At 64.5% G+C, this 16,092-nt stretch carries 25 protein-coding genes and 2 tRNA genes; 19 read left to right on the top strand and 8 right to left on the bottom strand.

The window, feature by feature from the left end; translation table 11 throughout:
* The first annotated feature begins 36 nt into the window (after positions 1 to 36).
* The 18 genes from LIX00_RS04540 (at position 37) to LIX00_RS04455 (ending at position 10,448) form a co-directional block, all read left to right on the top strand.
* Positions 37 to 813, top strand: a complete 777-nt coding sequence (locus tag LIX00_RS04540; protein WP_227355003.1) for a M99 family carboxypeptidase catalytic domain-containing protein — start codon at positions 37 to 39, stop codon at positions 811 to 813.
* Positions 810 to 1,094 carry a hypothetical protein gene (locus tag LIX00_RS04535; RefSeq protein ID WP_227355002.1) on the top strand — a complete coding sequence of 95 codons (285 nt, stop codon included), beginning with the start codon at positions 810 to 812 and terminating at the stop codon, positions 1,092 to 1,094. The genes LIX00_RS04540 and LIX00_RS04535 overlap by 4 nt, the downstream gene beginning before the upstream one ends.
* Positions 1,095 to 1,170: 76 nt before the next feature.
* Positions 1,171 to 1,255: transfer RNA gene (locus LIX00_RS04530), tRNA-Ser, on the top strand.
* 16 nt (positions 1,256 to 1,271) lie between these two features.
* Positions 1,272 to 1,778 carry a 30S ribosomal protein S13 gene (locus tag LIX00_RS04525; RefSeq protein ID WP_227355001.1) on the top strand — a complete coding sequence of 169 codons (507 nt, stop codon included), beginning with the start codon at positions 1,272 to 1,274 and terminating at the stop codon, positions 1,776 to 1,778.
* Positions 1,778 to 2,299 (top strand): 30S ribosomal protein S4, encoded by a 522-nt coding sequence (locus LIX00_RS04520; protein WP_227355000.1) that lies wholly within the window; start codon positions 1,778 to 1,780, stop codon positions 2,297 to 2,299. The genes LIX00_RS04525 and LIX00_RS04520 overlap by 1 nt, the downstream gene beginning before the upstream one ends.
* Positions 2,296 to 2,682, top strand: coding sequence for a 30S ribosomal protein S11 (locus LIX00_RS04515; protein ID WP_227354999.1), 387 nt, complete (start codon positions 2,296 to 2,298; stop codon positions 2,680 to 2,682). The genes LIX00_RS04520 and LIX00_RS04515 overlap by 4 nt, the downstream gene beginning before the upstream one ends.
* Before the next feature lie 3 nt (positions 2,683 to 2,685).
* Positions 2,686 to 3,432, top strand: a complete 747-nt coding sequence (locus tag LIX00_RS04510; RefSeq protein ID WP_227354998.1) for a DNA-directed RNA polymerase subunit D — start codon at positions 2,686 to 2,688, stop codon at positions 3,430 to 3,432.
* A 195-nt stretch (positions 3,433 to 3,627) separates the two neighbouring features.
* Positions 3,628 to 3,712: transfer RNA gene (locus tag LIX00_RS04505), tRNA-Leu, on the top strand.
* Positions 3,713 to 3,738: 26 nt separating this feature from the next.
* Positions 3,739 to 4,092 (top strand): 50S ribosomal protein L18e, encoded by a 354-nt coding sequence (locus LIX00_RS04500; protein ID WP_227354997.1) that lies wholly within the window; start codon positions 3,739 to 3,741, stop codon positions 4,090 to 4,092.
* Entirely contained in the window at positions 4,089 to 4,526 is a 438-nt protein-coding gene (locus LIX00_RS04495; protein ID WP_227354996.1) for a 50S ribosomal protein L13, read from the top strand. The genes LIX00_RS04500 and LIX00_RS04495 overlap by 4 nt, the downstream gene beginning before the upstream one ends.
* Positions 4,520 to 4,915 (top strand): 30S ribosomal protein S9, encoded by a 396-nt coding sequence (locus LIX00_RS04490; RefSeq protein WP_227354995.1) that lies wholly within the window; start codon positions 4,520 to 4,522, stop codon positions 4,913 to 4,915. Before LIX00_RS04495 ends, LIX00_RS04490 begins: the two co-directional genes overlap by 7 nt.
* Positions 4,916 to 4,927: 12 nt before the next feature.
* Positions 4,928 to 5,128, top strand: coding sequence for a DNA-directed RNA polymerase subunit N (locus LIX00_RS04485; protein WP_227354994.1), 201 nt, complete (start codon positions 4,928 to 4,930; stop codon positions 5,126 to 5,128).
* Positions 5,128 to 5,310, top strand: a complete 183-nt coding sequence (locus LIX00_RS04480; RefSeq protein WP_368410717.1) for a DNA-directed RNA polymerase subunit K — start codon at positions 5,128 to 5,130, stop codon at positions 5,308 to 5,310. Before LIX00_RS04485 ends, LIX00_RS04480 begins: the two co-directional genes overlap by 1 nt.
* Entirely contained in the window at positions 5,307 to 6,512 is a 1,206-nt protein-coding gene (gene eno / locus LIX00_RS04475; RefSeq protein ID WP_227354992.1) for a phosphopyruvate hydratase, read from the top strand. Before LIX00_RS04480 ends, eno begins: the two co-directional genes overlap by 4 nt.
* The gene (rpsB, locus tag LIX00_RS04470) at positions 6,509 to 7,282 is read left to right on the top strand and encodes a 30S ribosomal protein S2 (RefSeq protein ID WP_227354991.1); all 774 of its coding nucleotides are present in this window, start codon (positions 6,509 to 6,511) and stop codon (positions 7,280 to 7,282) included. The genes eno and rpsB overlap by 4 nt, the downstream gene beginning before the upstream one ends.
* A gap of 331 nt (positions 7,283 to 7,613) precedes the next feature.
* Positions 7,614 to 8,342 carry a cupin domain-containing protein gene (locus LIX00_RS04465; protein WP_227354990.1) on the top strand — a complete coding sequence of 243 codons (729 nt, stop codon included), beginning with the start codon at positions 7,614 to 7,616 and terminating at the stop codon, positions 8,340 to 8,342.
* A gap of 385 nt (positions 8,343 to 8,727) precedes the next feature.
* Positions 8,728 to 9,711, top strand: a complete 984-nt coding sequence (mvk, locus tag LIX00_RS04460) for a mevalonate kinase (protein ID WP_227354989.1) — start codon at positions 8,728 to 8,730, stop codon at positions 9,709 to 9,711.
* Positions 9,708 to 10,448 (top strand): isopentenyl phosphate kinase, encoded by a 741-nt coding sequence (locus LIX00_RS04455; protein WP_227354988.1) that lies wholly within the window; start codon positions 9,708 to 9,710, stop codon positions 10,446 to 10,448. Before mvk ends, LIX00_RS04455 begins: the two co-directional genes overlap by 4 nt.
* 49 nt (positions 10,449 to 10,497) lie before the next feature.
* On the opposite strand, the gene LIX00_RS04450 is transcribed toward LIX00_RS04455, so the two are convergent.
* The 8 genes from LIX00_RS04450 to LIX00_RS04415 form a co-directional block, all read right to left on the bottom strand.
* Positions 10,498 to 10,752, bottom strand: coding sequence for a DUF7314 family protein (locus LIX00_RS04450; protein ID WP_227354987.1), 255 nt, complete (start codon positions 10,750 to 10,752; stop codon positions 10,498 to 10,500).
* Positions 10,745 to 11,080, bottom strand: a complete 336-nt coding sequence (locus LIX00_RS04445) for a DUF7315 family membrane protein (RefSeq protein ID WP_227355660.1) — start codon at positions 11,078 to 11,080, stop codon at positions 10,745 to 10,747. The genes LIX00_RS04450 and LIX00_RS04445 overlap by 8 nt, the downstream gene beginning before the upstream one ends.
* 53 nt (positions 11,081 to 11,133) lie before the next feature.
* Positions 11,134 to 11,892 (bottom strand): cytochrome b family protein, encoded by a 759-nt coding sequence (locus tag LIX00_RS04440; RefSeq protein WP_227354986.1) that lies wholly within the window; start codon positions 11,890 to 11,892, stop codon positions 11,134 to 11,136.
* A gap of 5 nt (positions 11,893 to 11,897) precedes the next feature.
* Positions 11,898 to 12,701, bottom strand: a complete 804-nt coding sequence (locus tag LIX00_RS04435; RefSeq protein WP_227354985.1) for a cytochrome b — start codon at positions 12,699 to 12,701, stop codon at positions 11,898 to 11,900.
* Entirely contained in the window at positions 12,702 to 13,547 is an 846-nt protein-coding gene (locus LIX00_RS04430) for a Rieske 2Fe-2S domain-containing protein (RefSeq protein WP_227354984.1), read from the bottom strand. It lies immediately after the preceding gene.
* A gap of 3 nt (positions 13,548 to 13,550) precedes the next feature.
* Positions 13,551 to 13,937 (bottom strand): DUF7318 family protein, encoded by a 387-nt coding sequence (locus tag LIX00_RS04425; RefSeq protein ID WP_227354983.1) that lies wholly within the window; start codon positions 13,935 to 13,937, stop codon positions 13,551 to 13,553.
* Positions 13,938 to 14,630, bottom strand: a complete 693-nt coding sequence (locus LIX00_RS04420) for a plastocyanin/azurin family copper-binding protein (RefSeq protein WP_227354982.1) — start codon at positions 14,628 to 14,630, stop codon at positions 13,938 to 13,940. It abuts the gene before it with no gap.
* Between the two features lie 88 nt (positions 14,631 to 14,718).
* Entirely contained in the window at positions 14,719 to 15,504 is a 786-nt protein-coding gene (locus tag LIX00_RS04415) for a DUF7319 domain-containing protein (protein ID WP_227354981.1), read from the bottom strand.
* 89 nt (positions 15,505 to 15,593) lie between these two features.
* Between LIX00_RS04415 and LIX00_RS04410 the strand changes: the two genes are divergently transcribed.
* Positions 15,594 to 16,079, top strand: coding sequence for a DUF7321 family protein (locus tag LIX00_RS04410; RefSeq protein ID WP_227354980.1), 486 nt, complete (start codon positions 15,594 to 15,596; stop codon positions 16,077 to 16,079).
* Positions 16,080 to 16,092 lie beyond the last annotated feature (13 nt).

Below are 16,092 nucleotides of genomic sequence, written 5' to 3'. Positions count from 1 at the left end.
ACAAAGTTCATAGGGTCCGGCTACGCCCACTCTCGTATGCGACGACGGGCATTTCTCGCGAGGTCTGGTGCATTGGCCGGCGGGTGCGCCGCGACATCGGTCGTCGGAGGCGGACGGTCGGAGGGGAAACCTTCGTCGTACACGATTCTCGCCGGGACGAAGTACGCGACGGAGGTGTTCGTCCGAAAGGCGGGTGACGGACCGACGGCACTCGTCGTCGGCGGGATGCACGGCGACGAACCGAGCGGCTATCGCGCGGCGAGCGACGTCGCGAAGTGGCGGATCGACGGCGGAACGCTCGTCGTCCTTCCGAAGGCGAACCGCGTGGCGATTCGAAAGAGCCGGCGCGAAGGTGCGAACGGGGACTTGAACCGACAGTTCCCCGTCGGCGAGAACCCGGAGACGACGCTCGCGCGAGCTATCTGGAACGTGGTCTCCCGCCACGACCCGGACGTGGTGTTCGACTTGCACAGTTCCATCGGAATATACGGCTACCACCAGTCGTCGGTCGGACAGATGATCTGGCCGACGGACGTAGGAGACGCGAGCGAGTACGCGAAACGAACCGCCGAGCGACTGAACGACGACGCCGTCCCGTGGTACATGCCCTTCCACGCCTACCGTCGCGGTGACGGCCTGGAGGGGTCGAGTCCGATGCTGATGCACAAGGTGGCGGGCGACCTCGAAAAGCCGGGGTACATCGTCGAGACGACGAAGTTCCTGCTCGACTTCGATACGAGGGTTCGGTGGACGAAACGGGCCACCGCCGACCTCCTCTCCCGCCACGGAATCGAACGGAGGGAGAACCGATGAACCTTCGAGAAGTGCTCGCTGGGCGGGCGGTGTGGGGGTCGTACCTCGCGCTGGTGGTTCCGCTCGCGCTCGGCGCGCTGGACAATCGACTCATGACGCCGCTCGCACTGCCGGGCTACGTCGTTTTCACGCTCGGGAGCGCAGTCGGCAGTCGACTGTTTCCGACGCTCGAACTGTGGGTGTTCTGGGCGCCGTTTCTGGCCGGGTCGTACGCCGTCTCCGTGGCGCTGGCGGCCGGATACCGCGCGCTCCGGAAGACATTCGTTGCGTTTAAATACTAACCTCCGGTAGGATGAGTTGCAGACAACTGTAGGGATACGGCGTCCCGAGTCCGCGAGGGCGAACGTAAGAGTACGTGTCGAGGTAGCCTAGTCTGGCCCACGGCGCAGGGTTGCTAACTCTGTGGCGTCAAGCCTCGAGGGTTCGAATCCCTCCCTCGACGCTCCAACCTATCAACCATGAGCACGGAACAACCACAGGACGAAGACGACGACCTACGGTACTTCGTCCGCATCGGGCAGACAGACCTCGATGGGACGAAGTCCGTAGAGCGGTCGCTTTCCGAGATGAAAGGGATCGGTCGTCGCACGGCACGAATCATCGCGCGGGAGGCGGGCATCGACCGGACGGCGACGTTCGGTCGACTCGACGACGACGAGATCGAGAGCGTCGTCGACGCCGTGGAGAACTACACCGAGCGAACCCCGGAGTGGCTCGCGAACCACCGCAAGGGGTACTTCTCCGGCGAGACGACCCACGAGACCGGTAACGACCTGTCGATGACCCGCCGACAGGACATCAACCGAATGAAGATGATCAACTCGTACAAAGGCGTCCGTCACAAGCGGGGACAGAAGGTTCGCGGTCAGCGAACGAAGTCCACGGGCCGTACCGAAGGGACGGTCGGCGTGAACGTCGAGGAGATCAAAGAGGAAGCCGCCGCTGAGGGTGGTGAGGAAGAATAATGTCGCTTCCCGGTGAGAACACGAAGTTCTACGAGACGCCGAACCACCCGTTCCAGGGCGAGCGAATCGCCGAGGAACGCAGTCTGATGGACCGATACGGCCTGAAGAACAAAGAAGAGCTCTGGCGAACCCAGAGTCAACTTCGCAACTTCCGCCGCGAGGCCCGTCGACTGCTCGGTAGCATCACGGGCGACGAGGCGGAAGAGAGCGACGAGTTCCTCTCCCGACTCAAGCGAATCGGCGTCCTCGACGAGGGCGACGAACTCGGCGACGTGCTGCTCCTCGACATCACCGACGTGCTGGAACGCCGTCTCCAGACCGTCGCGTACCGAAAGGGACTGGCGCACACGCCGCAACAGGCGCGGCAGTTCATCACCCACGGGCACATCACCGTGGGCGACAGCCGAGTGTCCATTCCGTCGTACAAGGTCGAAGTCGACGAGGAAGATTTCGTCGACTTCGACGAGAGAAGCCCGCTGGCGGACGAACTTCACCCGGAACGCGCGGAGGGTAACGAATGAGCGACAACGACGAGAAGTGGGGAATCGCCCACGTGCACGCATCGTTCAACAACACCATCATCACCATCACCGACCTCACCGGTGCGGAGACCATCGCGAAGTCGTCCGGCGGGTCGGTCGTGAAACAGAACCGCGACGAGTCCTCGCCGTACGCGGCCATGCAGATGGCCGAGACGGTCGCCGAGGAGGTCAAGGCCGCCGGTATCGACGGCCTGCACGTTCGCGTGCGCGGCCCCGGCGGCAACCTGCAGCAGAACCCCGGTCCCGGCGCGCAGGCGACGATCCGCGCGCTCGCCCGCGCCGGGATCGAAATCGGTCGTATCGAGGACGTCACGCCGATTCCGCACGACGGCACTCGCGCACCGAAAGGTAGTGGGTTCTAACACATGACCGAAGACTTCGACGTAGAGTTCATCGACCGCGACGAACGCGAGGCTCGGTTCCTCGTCCGCAACGTCACCCCGGCGTTCGCCAACGGAATTCGCCGGGCGATGATAGCGGACGTGCCGACGCTGTCCATCGACACGCTCCGAGTCATCGAGAACTCCTCGGTGATGTTCGACGAGCAGATCGCGCTGCGCCTCGGTCTCGTCCCCTTGACGACGCCGCCCGGCGAGTTCGAGGAGGGTGACACCGTGACGCTCAGTCTCGACGTGTCGGGGCCGGGAACCGCGTTCTCGGGCGACCTCATCAGCTCCGACGAGATGGTGCGGCCGGCCGACGACAACGTCCCGATAATCGACCTGAAAGACGGTCAGCGACTCGAACTGGAGGCCGACGCGGTGCTCGGCTCGGGCAAGGACCACGCCAAGCATCAAGGTGGCGTCGCGGTCGGCTACCGTCACCTACAGCGCGTCGAAGTCGTCGGCGACCGGGACGAGTTCGGAGAGGAAGAACCGCAGATTCTCCGCGGCGTCATCGAAGACGACGGCGAACTCGTCCCGACGGAGACGTTCGACCACGACCTCACCAACCGGTTCCCCGGAAAGGAGGTCGCGGTTCACGACGTACCGAACGCCTTCGTATTCCACGTCGAAAGCGACGGGTCGTTCACCGTCGAAGAGCTGGTGACGCAGGCCGTCGACTCGCTGTCGGCGCGCGCGGACGAACTCGCACAGGCAATACGACTATAACCATGACAGGACCTTCGAACCTCCCTGACGCGTCCGCCGGTTCGACGCGGAGTACCGACTCTCGAAACCGGCGCGCTCGCGGGCGGTTCCCGCTCGCGGAATCCGAGGCGCGGAGCGCCTCGCCAACCGAAACAGGTTTGAAGGGCCATCGACAACACTGTGTTGCCCGCGAGGGTACGCACGTGTTCTCAGCGTGCAGGGATAGCCAAGTCTGGCCAACGGCGCAGCGTTCAGGGCGCTGTCTCGTAGGAGTCCGCAGGTTCAAATCCTGCTCCCTGCATCCGTTCTCAGAATTGGAGGAACAATATGAGTAAAACTAACCCGAGGCTCAGTAGTCTCATCGCCGAACTCAAATCGGTGTCCCGCGATTCGGACGCCGACGTGTGGAGCGACGTTGCGACACGCCTCGAGAAACCACGGAGCACGCACGCGGAGGTCAACCTCGGCCGCATCGAGCGGTACGCGCAGGAAGACGAGACCGTCGTCGTGCCCGGTAAGGTTCTCGGGAGCGGTGTCTTGCAGAAGGACATCACCGTTGCGGCAGTCGATTTCTCCTCGACCGCTCAGACGAAGATCGAGCAGGCAAACGGCGAACCGATCCGACTCGAACAGGCACTCGAACAGAACCCCAGCGGCTCGAACGTCCGGGTGATTCGATGAGTATCGCGGAGTTCGACGCGGACGTTATCGTCGACGCCCGAGACTGCATTCTCGGTCGCGTGGCGAGCCAGGTCGCACAGAAGGCGATGGACGGCGAGCGAGTCGCCGTCATCAACGCCGAGCAAGCTATCATCACCGGGAGCGAAGCGGACGTCAAGGAGAAGTTCGAGACGCGCTTCAATCTCAGCTCCGACCAGGGTCCGTACTACCCGAAACGTCCGGACATGATAGCCAAACGTTCCATCCGCGGCATGCTCCCGTACAAGAAGCCGCGCGGCCGCGAGGCCTTCGAGAACGTGCGCGTCTACGTCGGCAACCCCTTCGACGAGGACGGCGAAATCCTCGACGGTACGTCGCTAGACCGACTCTCGAACATCCGCTTCGTCCAGCTGGGCGAGGTCAGTAAACACCTAGGTGCTAACGTCACATGGTAACGAACACGAGCGGTAAGAAGAAGACGGCCATCGCCCGCGCCACGGTCAAGGAAGGCGAGGGTCGCGTACGAATCAACTCGAAACCGGTCGAACTGGTGGACCCGGAGATGGCCCGCCTCAAGATGCTCGAACCGTTCCGCATCGCGAGCGACGAGCGCGAGGGCGTGGACGTCGAGGTCACCGTGTCGGGCGGCGGAATCACCGGACAGGCGGACGCGGTTCGCACCGCGATCGCCCGCGGACTCGTCCAGTACACGGGCGACGCCGAACTCCGCGACGCGTTCATGGAGTTCGACCGCTCCCTGCTGGTCAACGACGTTCGCCAGTCCGAACCCAAGAAGTGGGGCGGCCCCGGCGCTCGCGCCCGCTACCAGAAGTCCTACCGCTGAGGTGGTCCAACCATGATGATCCCAGTTCGATGTTTCACGTGTGGTAACGTCGTCGGCGAGCACTGGCAGGAGTACAAGGCTCGCGCCGAGACCCAGATGGGCGACGAGGACCCGGCGGAGGTTCTCGACGACCTCGGCGTCGAGCGTCACTGCTGTCGGCGGATGCTCGTCTCGCACAAAGACCTCGTGGACATCGTCGCTCCTTACCAGTGATGGCTCAACAACACTACTCCCGGTACGAGAAAGCTCGAATCCTCGGCGCGCGCGCGCTGCAGGTGTCGTACGGCGCTCCGGTGCTCGTCGATACCCAGGAGTCACAGCCGATCCTCATCGCGGCGGAGGAGTACGACGCTGGGGTGCTACCGTTCACCGTCCGTCGTGGTGAGGAACAATGACGCTCATCGAGCGCGTTCGCCTCCGGCAGGTGCTCGATTCGCGCGGCAACGCGACCGTCGAAGCCGACGTGCTGACCGAGAGCGGCGGGTTCGGTCGGGCCGCCGCGCCGAGCGGGGCGAGCACGGGCGAGTACGAGGCGATAGAACTCGAACCCGGCGAGGCGATCGCATCGGCCCGCGAACACGCGGTACCGCGTCTCGAAGGAACGGTGTACGTCGGCGACCAGCGCGACGTCGACCGAACGCTTCGCGTCGCCGACGGAACGGACGACTTCTCGGAGATCGGCGCGAACAGCGCCGTCGCCATCAGCATGGCCGCAGCGAAGGCGGCGTCGGACGTGCTCGGCGCGCCGCTCTACCAGCACCTCGGCGGCGCGTTCCGGGGCGAGAACTTCCCGATTCCGCTCGGTAACGTCATCGGCGGCGGCGAACACGCCGCCGACGCGACGGCGATTCAGGAGTTCCTCGCGGTTCCGGTCGGCGCACCGAGCGTGCAGGACGCGGTGTTCGCCAACGCCGCGGTTCATCAGGAGGTCGCGGACATCCTGGACGACCGCGGTATCTCCGCGGCGAAGGGTGACGAGGGCGCGTGGGCGCCGTCCATCGACGACGACGAAGCGTTCGAGGTGATGGAGGAGGCCGTCTCGACCGTCGCCGACGAGTTCGGGTTCGACGTGCTGTTCGGACTCGACGTGGCCGGTGCCGAACTGTACGAGGACGGCGAGTACCACTACCGCGACGAGACGCGCTCGACGGACGAGCAGATCGATTACGTCGCGGAACTCGTCGACGAGTACGACCTCGTCTACGTCGAAGACCCGCTGGACGAGAACGACTACGACGGGTTCGCGGAACTCACCGACCGGGTGGGCGATCGGACGCTCATCTGCGGTGACGACCTGTTCGTCACGAACGTCGAGCGACTCTCGGAGGGCATCGAGCGGGGTGCCGGAAACAGCATCCTCATCAAGCCGAACCAGATCGGAACGCTCTCCGACGCCTTCGACGCGGTCGAACTCGCCGTCGAGAACGGGTACGACCCGGTCATCTCGCACCGGAGCGGAGAGACCGAGGACACGACCATCGCACACCTCGCCGTGGCGACCGACGCGCCGTTCATCAAGACGGGCGCGGTCGGCGGCGAGCGAACCGCCAAACTGAACGAACTCATCAGAATCGAGCAGAACGTGACACGACTATGAGCGAAAACGAATCCGAACAGGTAGAAGACGAAGCGGACGGTCTCGACGCCGCGGAAGAGAACGTCGACGCGGAGGCCACCGGACAGGCCGGTGCGGAACCCGAAGTCGACCCCGACGAAGACGTCGCCGCACAGGCGGACGAGACCGAAGAAGAACCGCGGTTCGACGAGGACGTGCTCGGCGACGAGGAGGCGGACCTCCTCATCCCCGTCGAGGACTACCTCGGCGCCGGCGTCCACATCGGGACGCAACAGAAGACCCAGGACATGGAGCGGTTCATCCACCGCGTCCGAACCGACGGGCTGTACGTCCTCGACGTGAGCAAGACCGACCAGCGAATCCGCACGGCGGCGGACTTCCTCGCCAACTACAACCCCGAGCAGATTCTGGTCACGTCCTCGCGCCAGTACGGTCGCTTCCCGGCGGAGAAGTTCGCCGACGCCGTGGGGGCGCGCGCCCGCACCGGCCGGTTCATCCCCGGAACGCTGACGAACCCGAAGTACGACGGCTACATCGAACCCGACGTGGTCGTCGTCACCGACCCCATCGGCGACGCGCAGGCGGTCAAGGAGGCCATCACGGTCGGCATCCCCGTCATCGCCATGTGCGACTCGAACAACAACACGAGCAACGTCGACCTCGTCGTCCCGACGAACAACAAGGGTCGCAAGGCGCTGTCGGTCGTCTACTGGCTGCTCGCCAACGAGACGCTCGACCGACGCGGCGCCGAACCCGCCTACTCGCTCGACGACTTCGAGAGCGAGATTTAATCGCCGATTTTGGATTTGCGCTGTTTTACCGAACGATAGTTTCACGGGCAGCGTGGGCTGACTCGCTCGGAATCTGTGGCCGCCTGCTCGAATCGGGTCGCATCGCGGTCGGGTTCGAGATGGGTGCCTTGTCGAAACTCACGCAGTGATAGGTTTCGGTAGCAGTGCCGGATAGGGAGCGCACATCGACGAGAAGCGGCGATTGGGGCTACCGGCGCTCCTGTGACCTACAGCAGGTCGGCGGCGAGTTCGAATCGATTGCCGAACCGGCACTCGTGTCCCGTTACTACCCGTCAAAGAAGTAATCAGGCTCCGAGTCCACCGGTACGGTATGAGCGGTGACATTCGAGTCGTCGATCCGGCGGATGTGGATCGGACCGCACCGGTGGCTGGCCTCGTCGAGCGGACGGCGTTTCACGTCGGTGACTATCGACTCGTCCTCTTCCGGATCGACGAGAACTCGTCGTGGCACGTCCGGGAAGGAGCCATCTACGGCTGGGTTCGCGCCGGCCACGGACGGATCGCGCACGGCGGGGAACGAGCCACGGACCTCGGGGCGGGCGACTTCCTCAGCGTGCCCCCGGCAACCGTTCACAGGTACGTCGCCGGGCGCGATCGGCTGGAGATTCTTGCAGTCGTCACCGGCGACCCCGACGTCACTCGGGTTGCCGCACCGACTACCGCTGACGAGGACGCCGTGCCGACCATCGTCGGTCCCGACGACCTCGTTCCGACGGTCGAGAGTCCGAACCTGATTCGAGAGACGCCGTTTCCCGGAGCCGAAGTCCTCCCGATGCGCGTCCGAGCGGCCGGGGGGGCCGCCGCCGGCTGGCACCACCACGGAGATAACGTCTATTTCGGCTACGCTGTCGACGGACCGAGCGAGACCGAGTACGGTCCGGCGGGCGAGAAGAGCTCGCGGATCGAGATCGGCGAGTGTTTCCACGTCCCGCCGAGACTGATTCACCGCGACACCAACCCGACCGACACCGCACACACCGGGATCATCTGGCTCTGCGGTGGCGAACCCTGGGTCGTGAACGTCGAGGGGCCGGAGTAACGCCGTCCTCGCTCGATTGCGAGTCGAGTTCGAGACGAAGCGCCGAATCCGCCCGCTGTGTTCAGCACGCTACTCGGCGGACTGTTTTTGATCAGCGGCGCGTACACGACCGATTCTGCATCTCCCGCAGGTAGACGCACTGTCCGGTGATTCGATTTCTCGCGACTCGGATAACGCAAGCAGTCGCCGAGGTACACGAACCTCCCGAAAACGCGTCGCGTCCGAAGCCGGGGAAATCGAAGATTTCCTCGGCTCTCGCTCACTCCGTTCGCTCGTTTTTTCGGCCGACCCGGTAGCGTCGAGCGTTCGAAAATCGGTAGTGATCGCCTCCGGGGTCGGAGTTCATTCGAAAAAAGTGATACCCCCGGCTCACCGAGAGTACGACATGACAGTTTCGAGCGCCCCGGGGAAGATATACCTCTTCGGGGAGCACGCCGTCGTCTACGGCGAACCGGCGGTTCCCTGCGCCATCCAGCGACGGGCGACGGTGACGGTCGAATCGCGCGACGACGACCGGCTTCGAGTCGACTTGAAAGACCTGAGCCTCGAAGGGTTCACGGTCGAGTACACCGGCGGAACCGACGAGACGCCGGACGTGGACGCCTCCGAATCGCTCGTCCGGGCCGGGGTGGGGTACATCGACGCCGCGGTCGAACAGGCCCGCGACGCGACCGGCGCGCCGAACGCCGGCTTCGACATCACCGTCGAGAGCGACATCCCGCTCGGCGCGGGGCTCGGCTCCTCGGCGGCGGTGACGGTCGCCGCCATCGACGCGGCGAGCCGCGAGTTGGGCGTCGAACTGTCGACCGACGAGATCGCGGACCGGGCGTACCGCGCCGAACTCGCGGTGCAGGAGGGCGAGGCCTCTCGCGCGGACACCTTCTGCTCGGCGACCGGCGGCGCGGTTCGCGTGGAGGGCGACGACTGCCGGGCCATCGAAGCTCCCGACCTCCCCATCGTCGTCGGCTTCGACGGCGGCGCCGGCGACACCGGTAAGCTCGTGGCCGGCGTTCGCGCGCTCCGCGAGGAGTACGGGTTCGCCGACGCGACGGTCGAGAGCATCGGCGACATCGTCCGGCAGGGCGAGCACGTCCTCGCCGAGGGCGACGTCGACGAACTCGGGCGACTGATGAACTTCAATCACGGCTTACTGGAGGCGCTCGGCGTCTCCTCGCGCTCGCTCGACAACATGGTCTGGGCGGCTCGCGACGCGGGCGCGCTCGGCGCGAAGCTGACGGGCGCGGGCGGCGGCGGCTGCATCGTCGCCCTCGACCCCACGGACGAGACGAAGACCGCGCTTCGGTTCACGCCGGGCTGCGAGGACGCCTTCCGCGCGGAACTCGACACCGAGGGGGTGCGCGTCGAGTGAACCCCACCGTGCTCAAACTCGGCGGAAGCGTCATCACGGACAAAGACCGCGCCGATACGTTGGACGGCGCGACCCTGAACCGCGTCGCCGACGCGGTGAGCGAGGGCGACGCGGAGAACCTCGTGCTCGTCCACGGCGGCGGGAGTTTCGGTCACCACCACGCGAGCCGACACGGCGTCTCGACGACGGCGGGGACCCGCGACGCGGGCGCCGCGGTGGATATCCACGGCGCGATGAAGACGCTGAACGAGTTCGTTCTCGCGCGCCTCCACGAACGCGACGTTCCCGCCCTCCCGGTGCATCCGTTCTCCGCGGCCTCGCGCGATTCGGATGCGACGCTCGTGCTTCCGACGCGACAGGTCGAAACGATGCTCGGCGAAGGGTTCGTCCCCGTCCTGCACGGCGACGTCGTGGCCCACGCCGGAGCGGGCGTCACGGTCGTCAGCGGGGACGAACTCGTCGTCTCGCTCGCAGACCAACTCGACGCCGACCGCGTCGGCTTCTGCTCGACGGTTCCCGGCGTCCTGGACGAGGACGGCTCGGTGATTCCCGAAATCACCGCCTACGAGCAGGCCGCCGACGTGCTCGGCGAGAGCGAATCGACGGACGTGACCGGCGGAATGGCCGGGAAGGTTCGCGCGCTCCTCGAACTCGGCGCGCCGGCGTCGATATTCGGTCCCGACGACGTTGCCGCGTTCCTCGCCGACGAGACGCCGGGAACGCGCATCGACGGGTAGTCGGAACGACGGTCAGTCGAGACGCGGATGCCGCGGAGAAGAAGTCGTTTTACGTCCGCGCCTGCTGGAACTTCCGCATGGCGGGGACGAGAACCCAGAAGAACACCATGGCGGAGATGGCGAACCAGAAGAACGCCTCGCGCAGGAGGATGGCGAAGCTGCCGTACATGTCCAAGTTACCCGGCACCTCGCCGATGAGCTGAGTGTCCTCGAAGCCGGGGGTCGTGTACCACCCCGACAGAACCATCCAGGCGAGACCTGCGGTCGTGGCGATACCGAGTCCCTTTGCGAATTCGTCAGCCATTGTTCGAAGGTTCGTCGGAGTCGTCTTTAGGCTTTCCCATTCCCTCGGCGCGAAATCGCGTTGAGAAGGCGTACACCGCGGCTCCCGCCGCGATGAGCGCGAGTCCGAAGATGGCGAGCGGGAAGTCTATCTTCGGGAGCGGGACGGTCGCTCGCTCGGTCGCCACGTCCAGCGCGATGAACCCCCCGACGACCGTGACGACCGCGAACAGCGTCGAAAAGACCGTCACCGCCTTGTACACGCGAAGCGGGACGACCACGTCGCGGGAACGGAGTCCGGAGGAATCGTCGCCGTCGTCGTCGCTCTCCTCGCTTCCGTCGTCGAACATCGAATATCTGGTCTCTAACTCGTCGTCGCGACCGGACATGAGAAAAAGCTCGCTCACTTCGGCGGTCGCAGGCGGTAGTACCGGCGATTGAGGCTGAACATGTAGCCCTCCCGCATCGACTTCAGCACCGCGTACGCCATCGTCCCCGCCACGATGGGCAGGAGGAACGTCAGGTCGAACGCGAGGTGCGCGTTGATGGGTAGCAGGTTCTTGATGGACAGCGCGCTGATGGTAATCGCGAACGTGACGCCGAAGACGCCGACCGCAGCCCAGAACGGCTCCTCGACCGGGCGTCGAGCGCTCCCCTTGTTCAGGAAGGGGACGATGGCGATGATTCCGACGACGACGACGTTCGCCACGACGCCGTAGGTTCGGTCCGCCATCAGTTTGTCACCGCCGAGGATGGTGAGTTCGGGGTTGAGCGGCCCTAGCTTCAGCAGACCGAACGACCAGTAGAGGTACCAGTCGGGCAGGATGATAGCCGGGGTCGAACTCGGGTCGGCGGGCGGGCCGAGGTGCGGCGGGAGCGTCGCCGAGAGAAACAGGATCATCCCGACGAAGAAGCTCGTGATGGAGAGGTTGCGAATCATCTCGTGGGGCCACGTCGGGAACGCCAGCACGTCGCGCTCGACGTAACTGGACTCCTGTCGGAGGTCCTGGTCCTCGCGGCGGGCCCGCTCGAAGTACTCGTAGGTCAGCCGGGAGAGACCCTGCGTGCGCTGTTTGCGCTCCAGCCACGAGGGGGTCTCGTCGTCCGGCGGGACGATGCCGGTGCCGCTTCCGTCTGTTTGTGGTTCGTTTTCGTCGGTCATTTGTATCAGTGTGGTTCGGCGATGCCCTGCATCCAGACGATGCCGATGTGAACCGCGACGAGCGTCGTCACGACGAACGGCAACAGGAACACGTGCAGGATGTACATCCGCTGGAGCGTCGATTGGCTCAGGCTGAAGCCGCCGAACAGTAGTTGGGCGACCCACTCGCCGATGAGCGGAACGGAGAGGCTCATCTCGACGCCGATCTGTCCGGCCCAGAACGCCAACTGGTCCCACGGGAGCAGGTAGCCCGTGTACCCGAACACCATCGTCAGGCTGATGAGGATGATGCCGATTATCCAGTTGACTTCCCGCGGTTCCTTGTACGCGCCCGTGAAGTAGACGCGGAGCATGTGGAGGAACACCGCGGCGACCATCACCTGCGCCGACCAGCGGTGGAGACTCCGGAGCATGAACCCGAAGTTGAGGTCGGTCATGATGAACGTCAACTGCTGGTACGCCGCCGACGGGTCTCCCTGTGCGGCCGCCGTGGATGGCGCGTAGTAGAACCCGAGCAACGCGCCGCTGATCGCGGCGACGACGTACGCGATGGTCGAGAAACTACCGAGCGCGTACAGCGGGTACCAGTACCAGAATTTGTTGTCCAGCCCGTACTGTTCGGTGTGGCTCTTCGGCATCTGGAGGTTGACGCGGTAGTACAGCGTTTCCAGAATCTCCAGGTAATCGACGATGCGGAACCGGCGGTCCATCCAGATGAGCGTCGTGAGGAACGTGCTCTCGATGGGCGTGAGGTCCTTCTCGCGGAGCCACTCCCCGTGGTCGTACTCGTCTTTTCGTTCGATACTCATTTACTCGTCCTCCGGTCGCGGTAGCGCCACGAACGATTCCTCGATGATGCTGAAGGGGTCGTACACCGACTGGTGGCACGGGCAGTAGATTTCATCCGCCGCGCCGAACTTCGCGGATCCGGCGATGCCTTTGAACGAGGGCACGCAACAGAAGTGCGTACATTTGTTCAGATGGGCGATGAATCCTTTCTGGGTGGTCGCTTTGAGCCACTCGCTATTATTCGCCATCTCTTCGACGTTCGTGCTTCGAATGACTTCGACGGTCAGGGTCTGGCTCGCGGGTACGTCCTGTGAGCGCCATGTCACACTCGCGGGCTTCCCTAAACCGGATTTGCCGATTCCATTGCCCCACGTTTTGTAGTCGCTGAAGTCGTCGACGTGGACTTTGTTACCGGCCTCGACCTCGCTAGATTGCCAATCGTACCCACCCTCCTTGTACCGGAAGTAGTTGTCCATGTCGGCCTCAGGGTCGACCCCCTTGTACGTCTGGACGCCGCAGTACTGGAACCACTCCACGGAGTACGTGTGTCCTGCGATTTTCGTCTCGGCGACCGTCACTTCTCGCCCTTGCACCGTCTTCTTCTCGGGCTTCGGGAACAGTCCCTTGAGGTATCCTTCGTCGTCTATCTCGATCGGAATTTGGGGCATCCCGCGCGGCGCGGGGCCGTCGATGTTCTCTACACCCATGAACTTCGTGATACCGCCACCTTCGCCGGTCGGGGACGTCGCCGACTTGAGCGCGGCGGCCGTGGCGGTGCCGAGGCCGGCGAGCGTCGCGCTTCCGACGACGCCTTTGACGAAACGGCGGCGACCTGTGCTTTCCGGGTATTTGTCGTCTTCTGCCATTGTTTATCGTTTGTAGTAGGGGTACACTGCTCGTTTGAAATGGTCCCACGCATCACCGAACGACTCGGTTCCGTACTGCTCTTCTTCACGAACGTAGAGGTCCTCCCACTTGCGCCGGCGCTTTTTGACGATCATCACGTCCGGGAGGAACTCCTTTCGGTACAGCATGAGCACGAACGCGAGGTCGATGAAGATGACGGCGAGGATGCCGCCGAGGTACATGTTGCCGACCTCCGAGAGCCCCCACCCGTTGAGCAGGCCGTAGGTGAACAGGCCGACGAACACGACCTCGATTATCGTCAACAGGACGATGGCGATGGCCGCGGTCGTGCTCTCGCGGGCCGGTTCGTATCGGTGAATATCGCCGTACGTGCTTCCTGACGATGACATCTATCTGTTCCCTCCGCTGGTGTGTGCCGATTCGCCGTACTTCAGGAAGAAGAACGTGTAAATGAGCGAGACGACCATCATCAGAATCGTCGCGATTCCGACGTAGTGCGCCTGAAACGGCACGCCCATCTCTTCGGGGTCCGCTTCCTCGGCGGCACCGCCACCGCCGCCGCCGGCCGAGCCGACGGTTATCGTGCCGGTCATGCCGGCGGATTTGTGCGGCTGACAGAAGTACGCGTACTCACCGGGCGTATCGAACGTGTGCGAGTAGGTGTAGCCCGAATCGTACGTCTTGCTCGGCGCGCCCGGCGACCCCTGCCAACTCGATCCGCTCGGTTGGCTCTCGGGGACGACGTTGTGGGTGTTGGACTCCCAGACCCACTTGATCGTCCCGCCCGGCGGAATCGTCACTTCCGACGGTTCGAACGTCAGATTCCCGCCGGGGCCGACCTTCACCGTCTTCGTCGGACCGCCGCCACCGCCGCCACCGCCGCCTTGTGATTTGTTCCCGCTAGACTGGTTTCCACTCGACTGGTTGCCACCGCCCGACGTCTGGTTTCCGCCAGTCCCGTTCCCGCCGGACTGGTTTCCACCTCCCGACGTGGTCGTCTGCTGCGCACCAGCGGGTGCCGCCGCCGCGGCGGTTCCGCCAGCAACGCCGCTGGCCGCCAGTAGAAAGTCCCGCCTCTTCATACACGTGATTCTCAGGATGGGACTTGCTTAAAGCCACCGATGCCGTTGGATTGCCCGTATCGACGGTTTCGAGACTCCTATCGACCGTTCAGTCGTCCTGCTCGTTCTCGTCCAGCGGGAGAAAGTCGGGTCGTTCGCCCGACTCGACGCCGGCGGACCGGAGTCGATTCCGATACTCCTCCGACCGGAACCGGTCCGAGAGGCGAGCGTTCGCCACGAGGAGCAGGACGAACAGTCCGAAGACGAGAAAGCCGCCGCCGACGATGGCGAGGAGCGCCGCCGCGTTCTGCACGTTCTCCGGAACGCCGAGAACGCGGAGCGTGATGAGGAGCCAGCCGAGTAGCAGACCGATTCCGGCGAGGATGTGGATGACCGCGATGGCCTGCATCAGTTTGTTGCCCAGTTCGCCGCTCCCCTCCGGAACCTCGTCCGGTTGCGGGAGTTGGTCGCCGTCGGGCATCTCCGGCACGTCGTACTCCTCCATCGACGCCAGCGCCACCGTCGGTTTCACGTCGCGGAGCACCGTTCCGCGTCCCTCGACGCTCCCGTCGGGGTAGACGATGGCGTACCCCTCGTCGGAGTACGCGAGCAGTTGTGGCTCGCCGTCGCGGGTGATGCGTTCGACGACGGCGAACACCTCGCGGACGGCGATTCGGTGCTTCAGGTCGGCCTCGACTCGGTCGAGTAGCTCGCGCCCCGTAATCCACGCGTCCGGGTCGAACGCGACTTCCCACTCTTCGAGCGACATCTCCTCCATATCCTCGGGGCCGAAGTTCTCGAAGTCGTACTTCTCCTCGACCTCGCGGCGGAGTTCCTCGCGGGATTTCTCCTGCGCGTCGTCCGCTCCCCGCGTCCCGCTGTCGGAGTCGGCCATTGGACGAGAGTTACGCTTCGACGGCTAAACATCTTCTGTCCTGCCGGGAGTTTCGCACGCTTTAACGCTCCCCGCTCCAACCACCGGACATGGTCAGCGACGCGGCGATTGCGACGGTGGTCGCGGTAGTCGTGACGGCGAGCTTTCCGTTCTACCTCTACGGCGCGTGGGTGATCATCGAATCCGAGACGGTGACGTGGGACGTGCTCACCCACCACCTGAAGTTCATCCTCGTCGGACTCCTGCTGACCACGGTTCCCGTTCTCGGGTGGATGGCCCCGCGCCTCTTGGATCAGTTGGGCGGACTGGCCGCGGTGCACGTCTTCCTCGGTCTGCAGGCCTACGCGATGCTGGTGCTCGCGCTCACCGGAATCGTCAGGATATTTCAGGTGAAGCGCGCCCACGACCTGTACGGCAACCCCCGGGACGACGTGGACATCGGCGAACTCCACGAGGACATGGATTCGTGGCGCTGGCGGCTGCGGGTCGGCGTCGCGGGCTACGTCCTCTTCTGGCTGCTCGCGTGGGTGCTCGGGATGATTCGATTCCTCATCAAGTACACCGACTACTTCTGACCGCCGCGGCGGA

Origin of the sequence: Haladaptatus salinisoli, assembly GCF_020614375.1 — an archaeon.
GTDB lineage: Archaea > Halobacteriota > Halobacteria > Halobacteriales > Haladaptataceae > Haladaptatus > Haladaptatus salinisoli.
The sequence above is the reverse complement of the archived record's forward strand: the minus strand, read 5'-3'. Positions and strand labels throughout refer to the sequence as shown.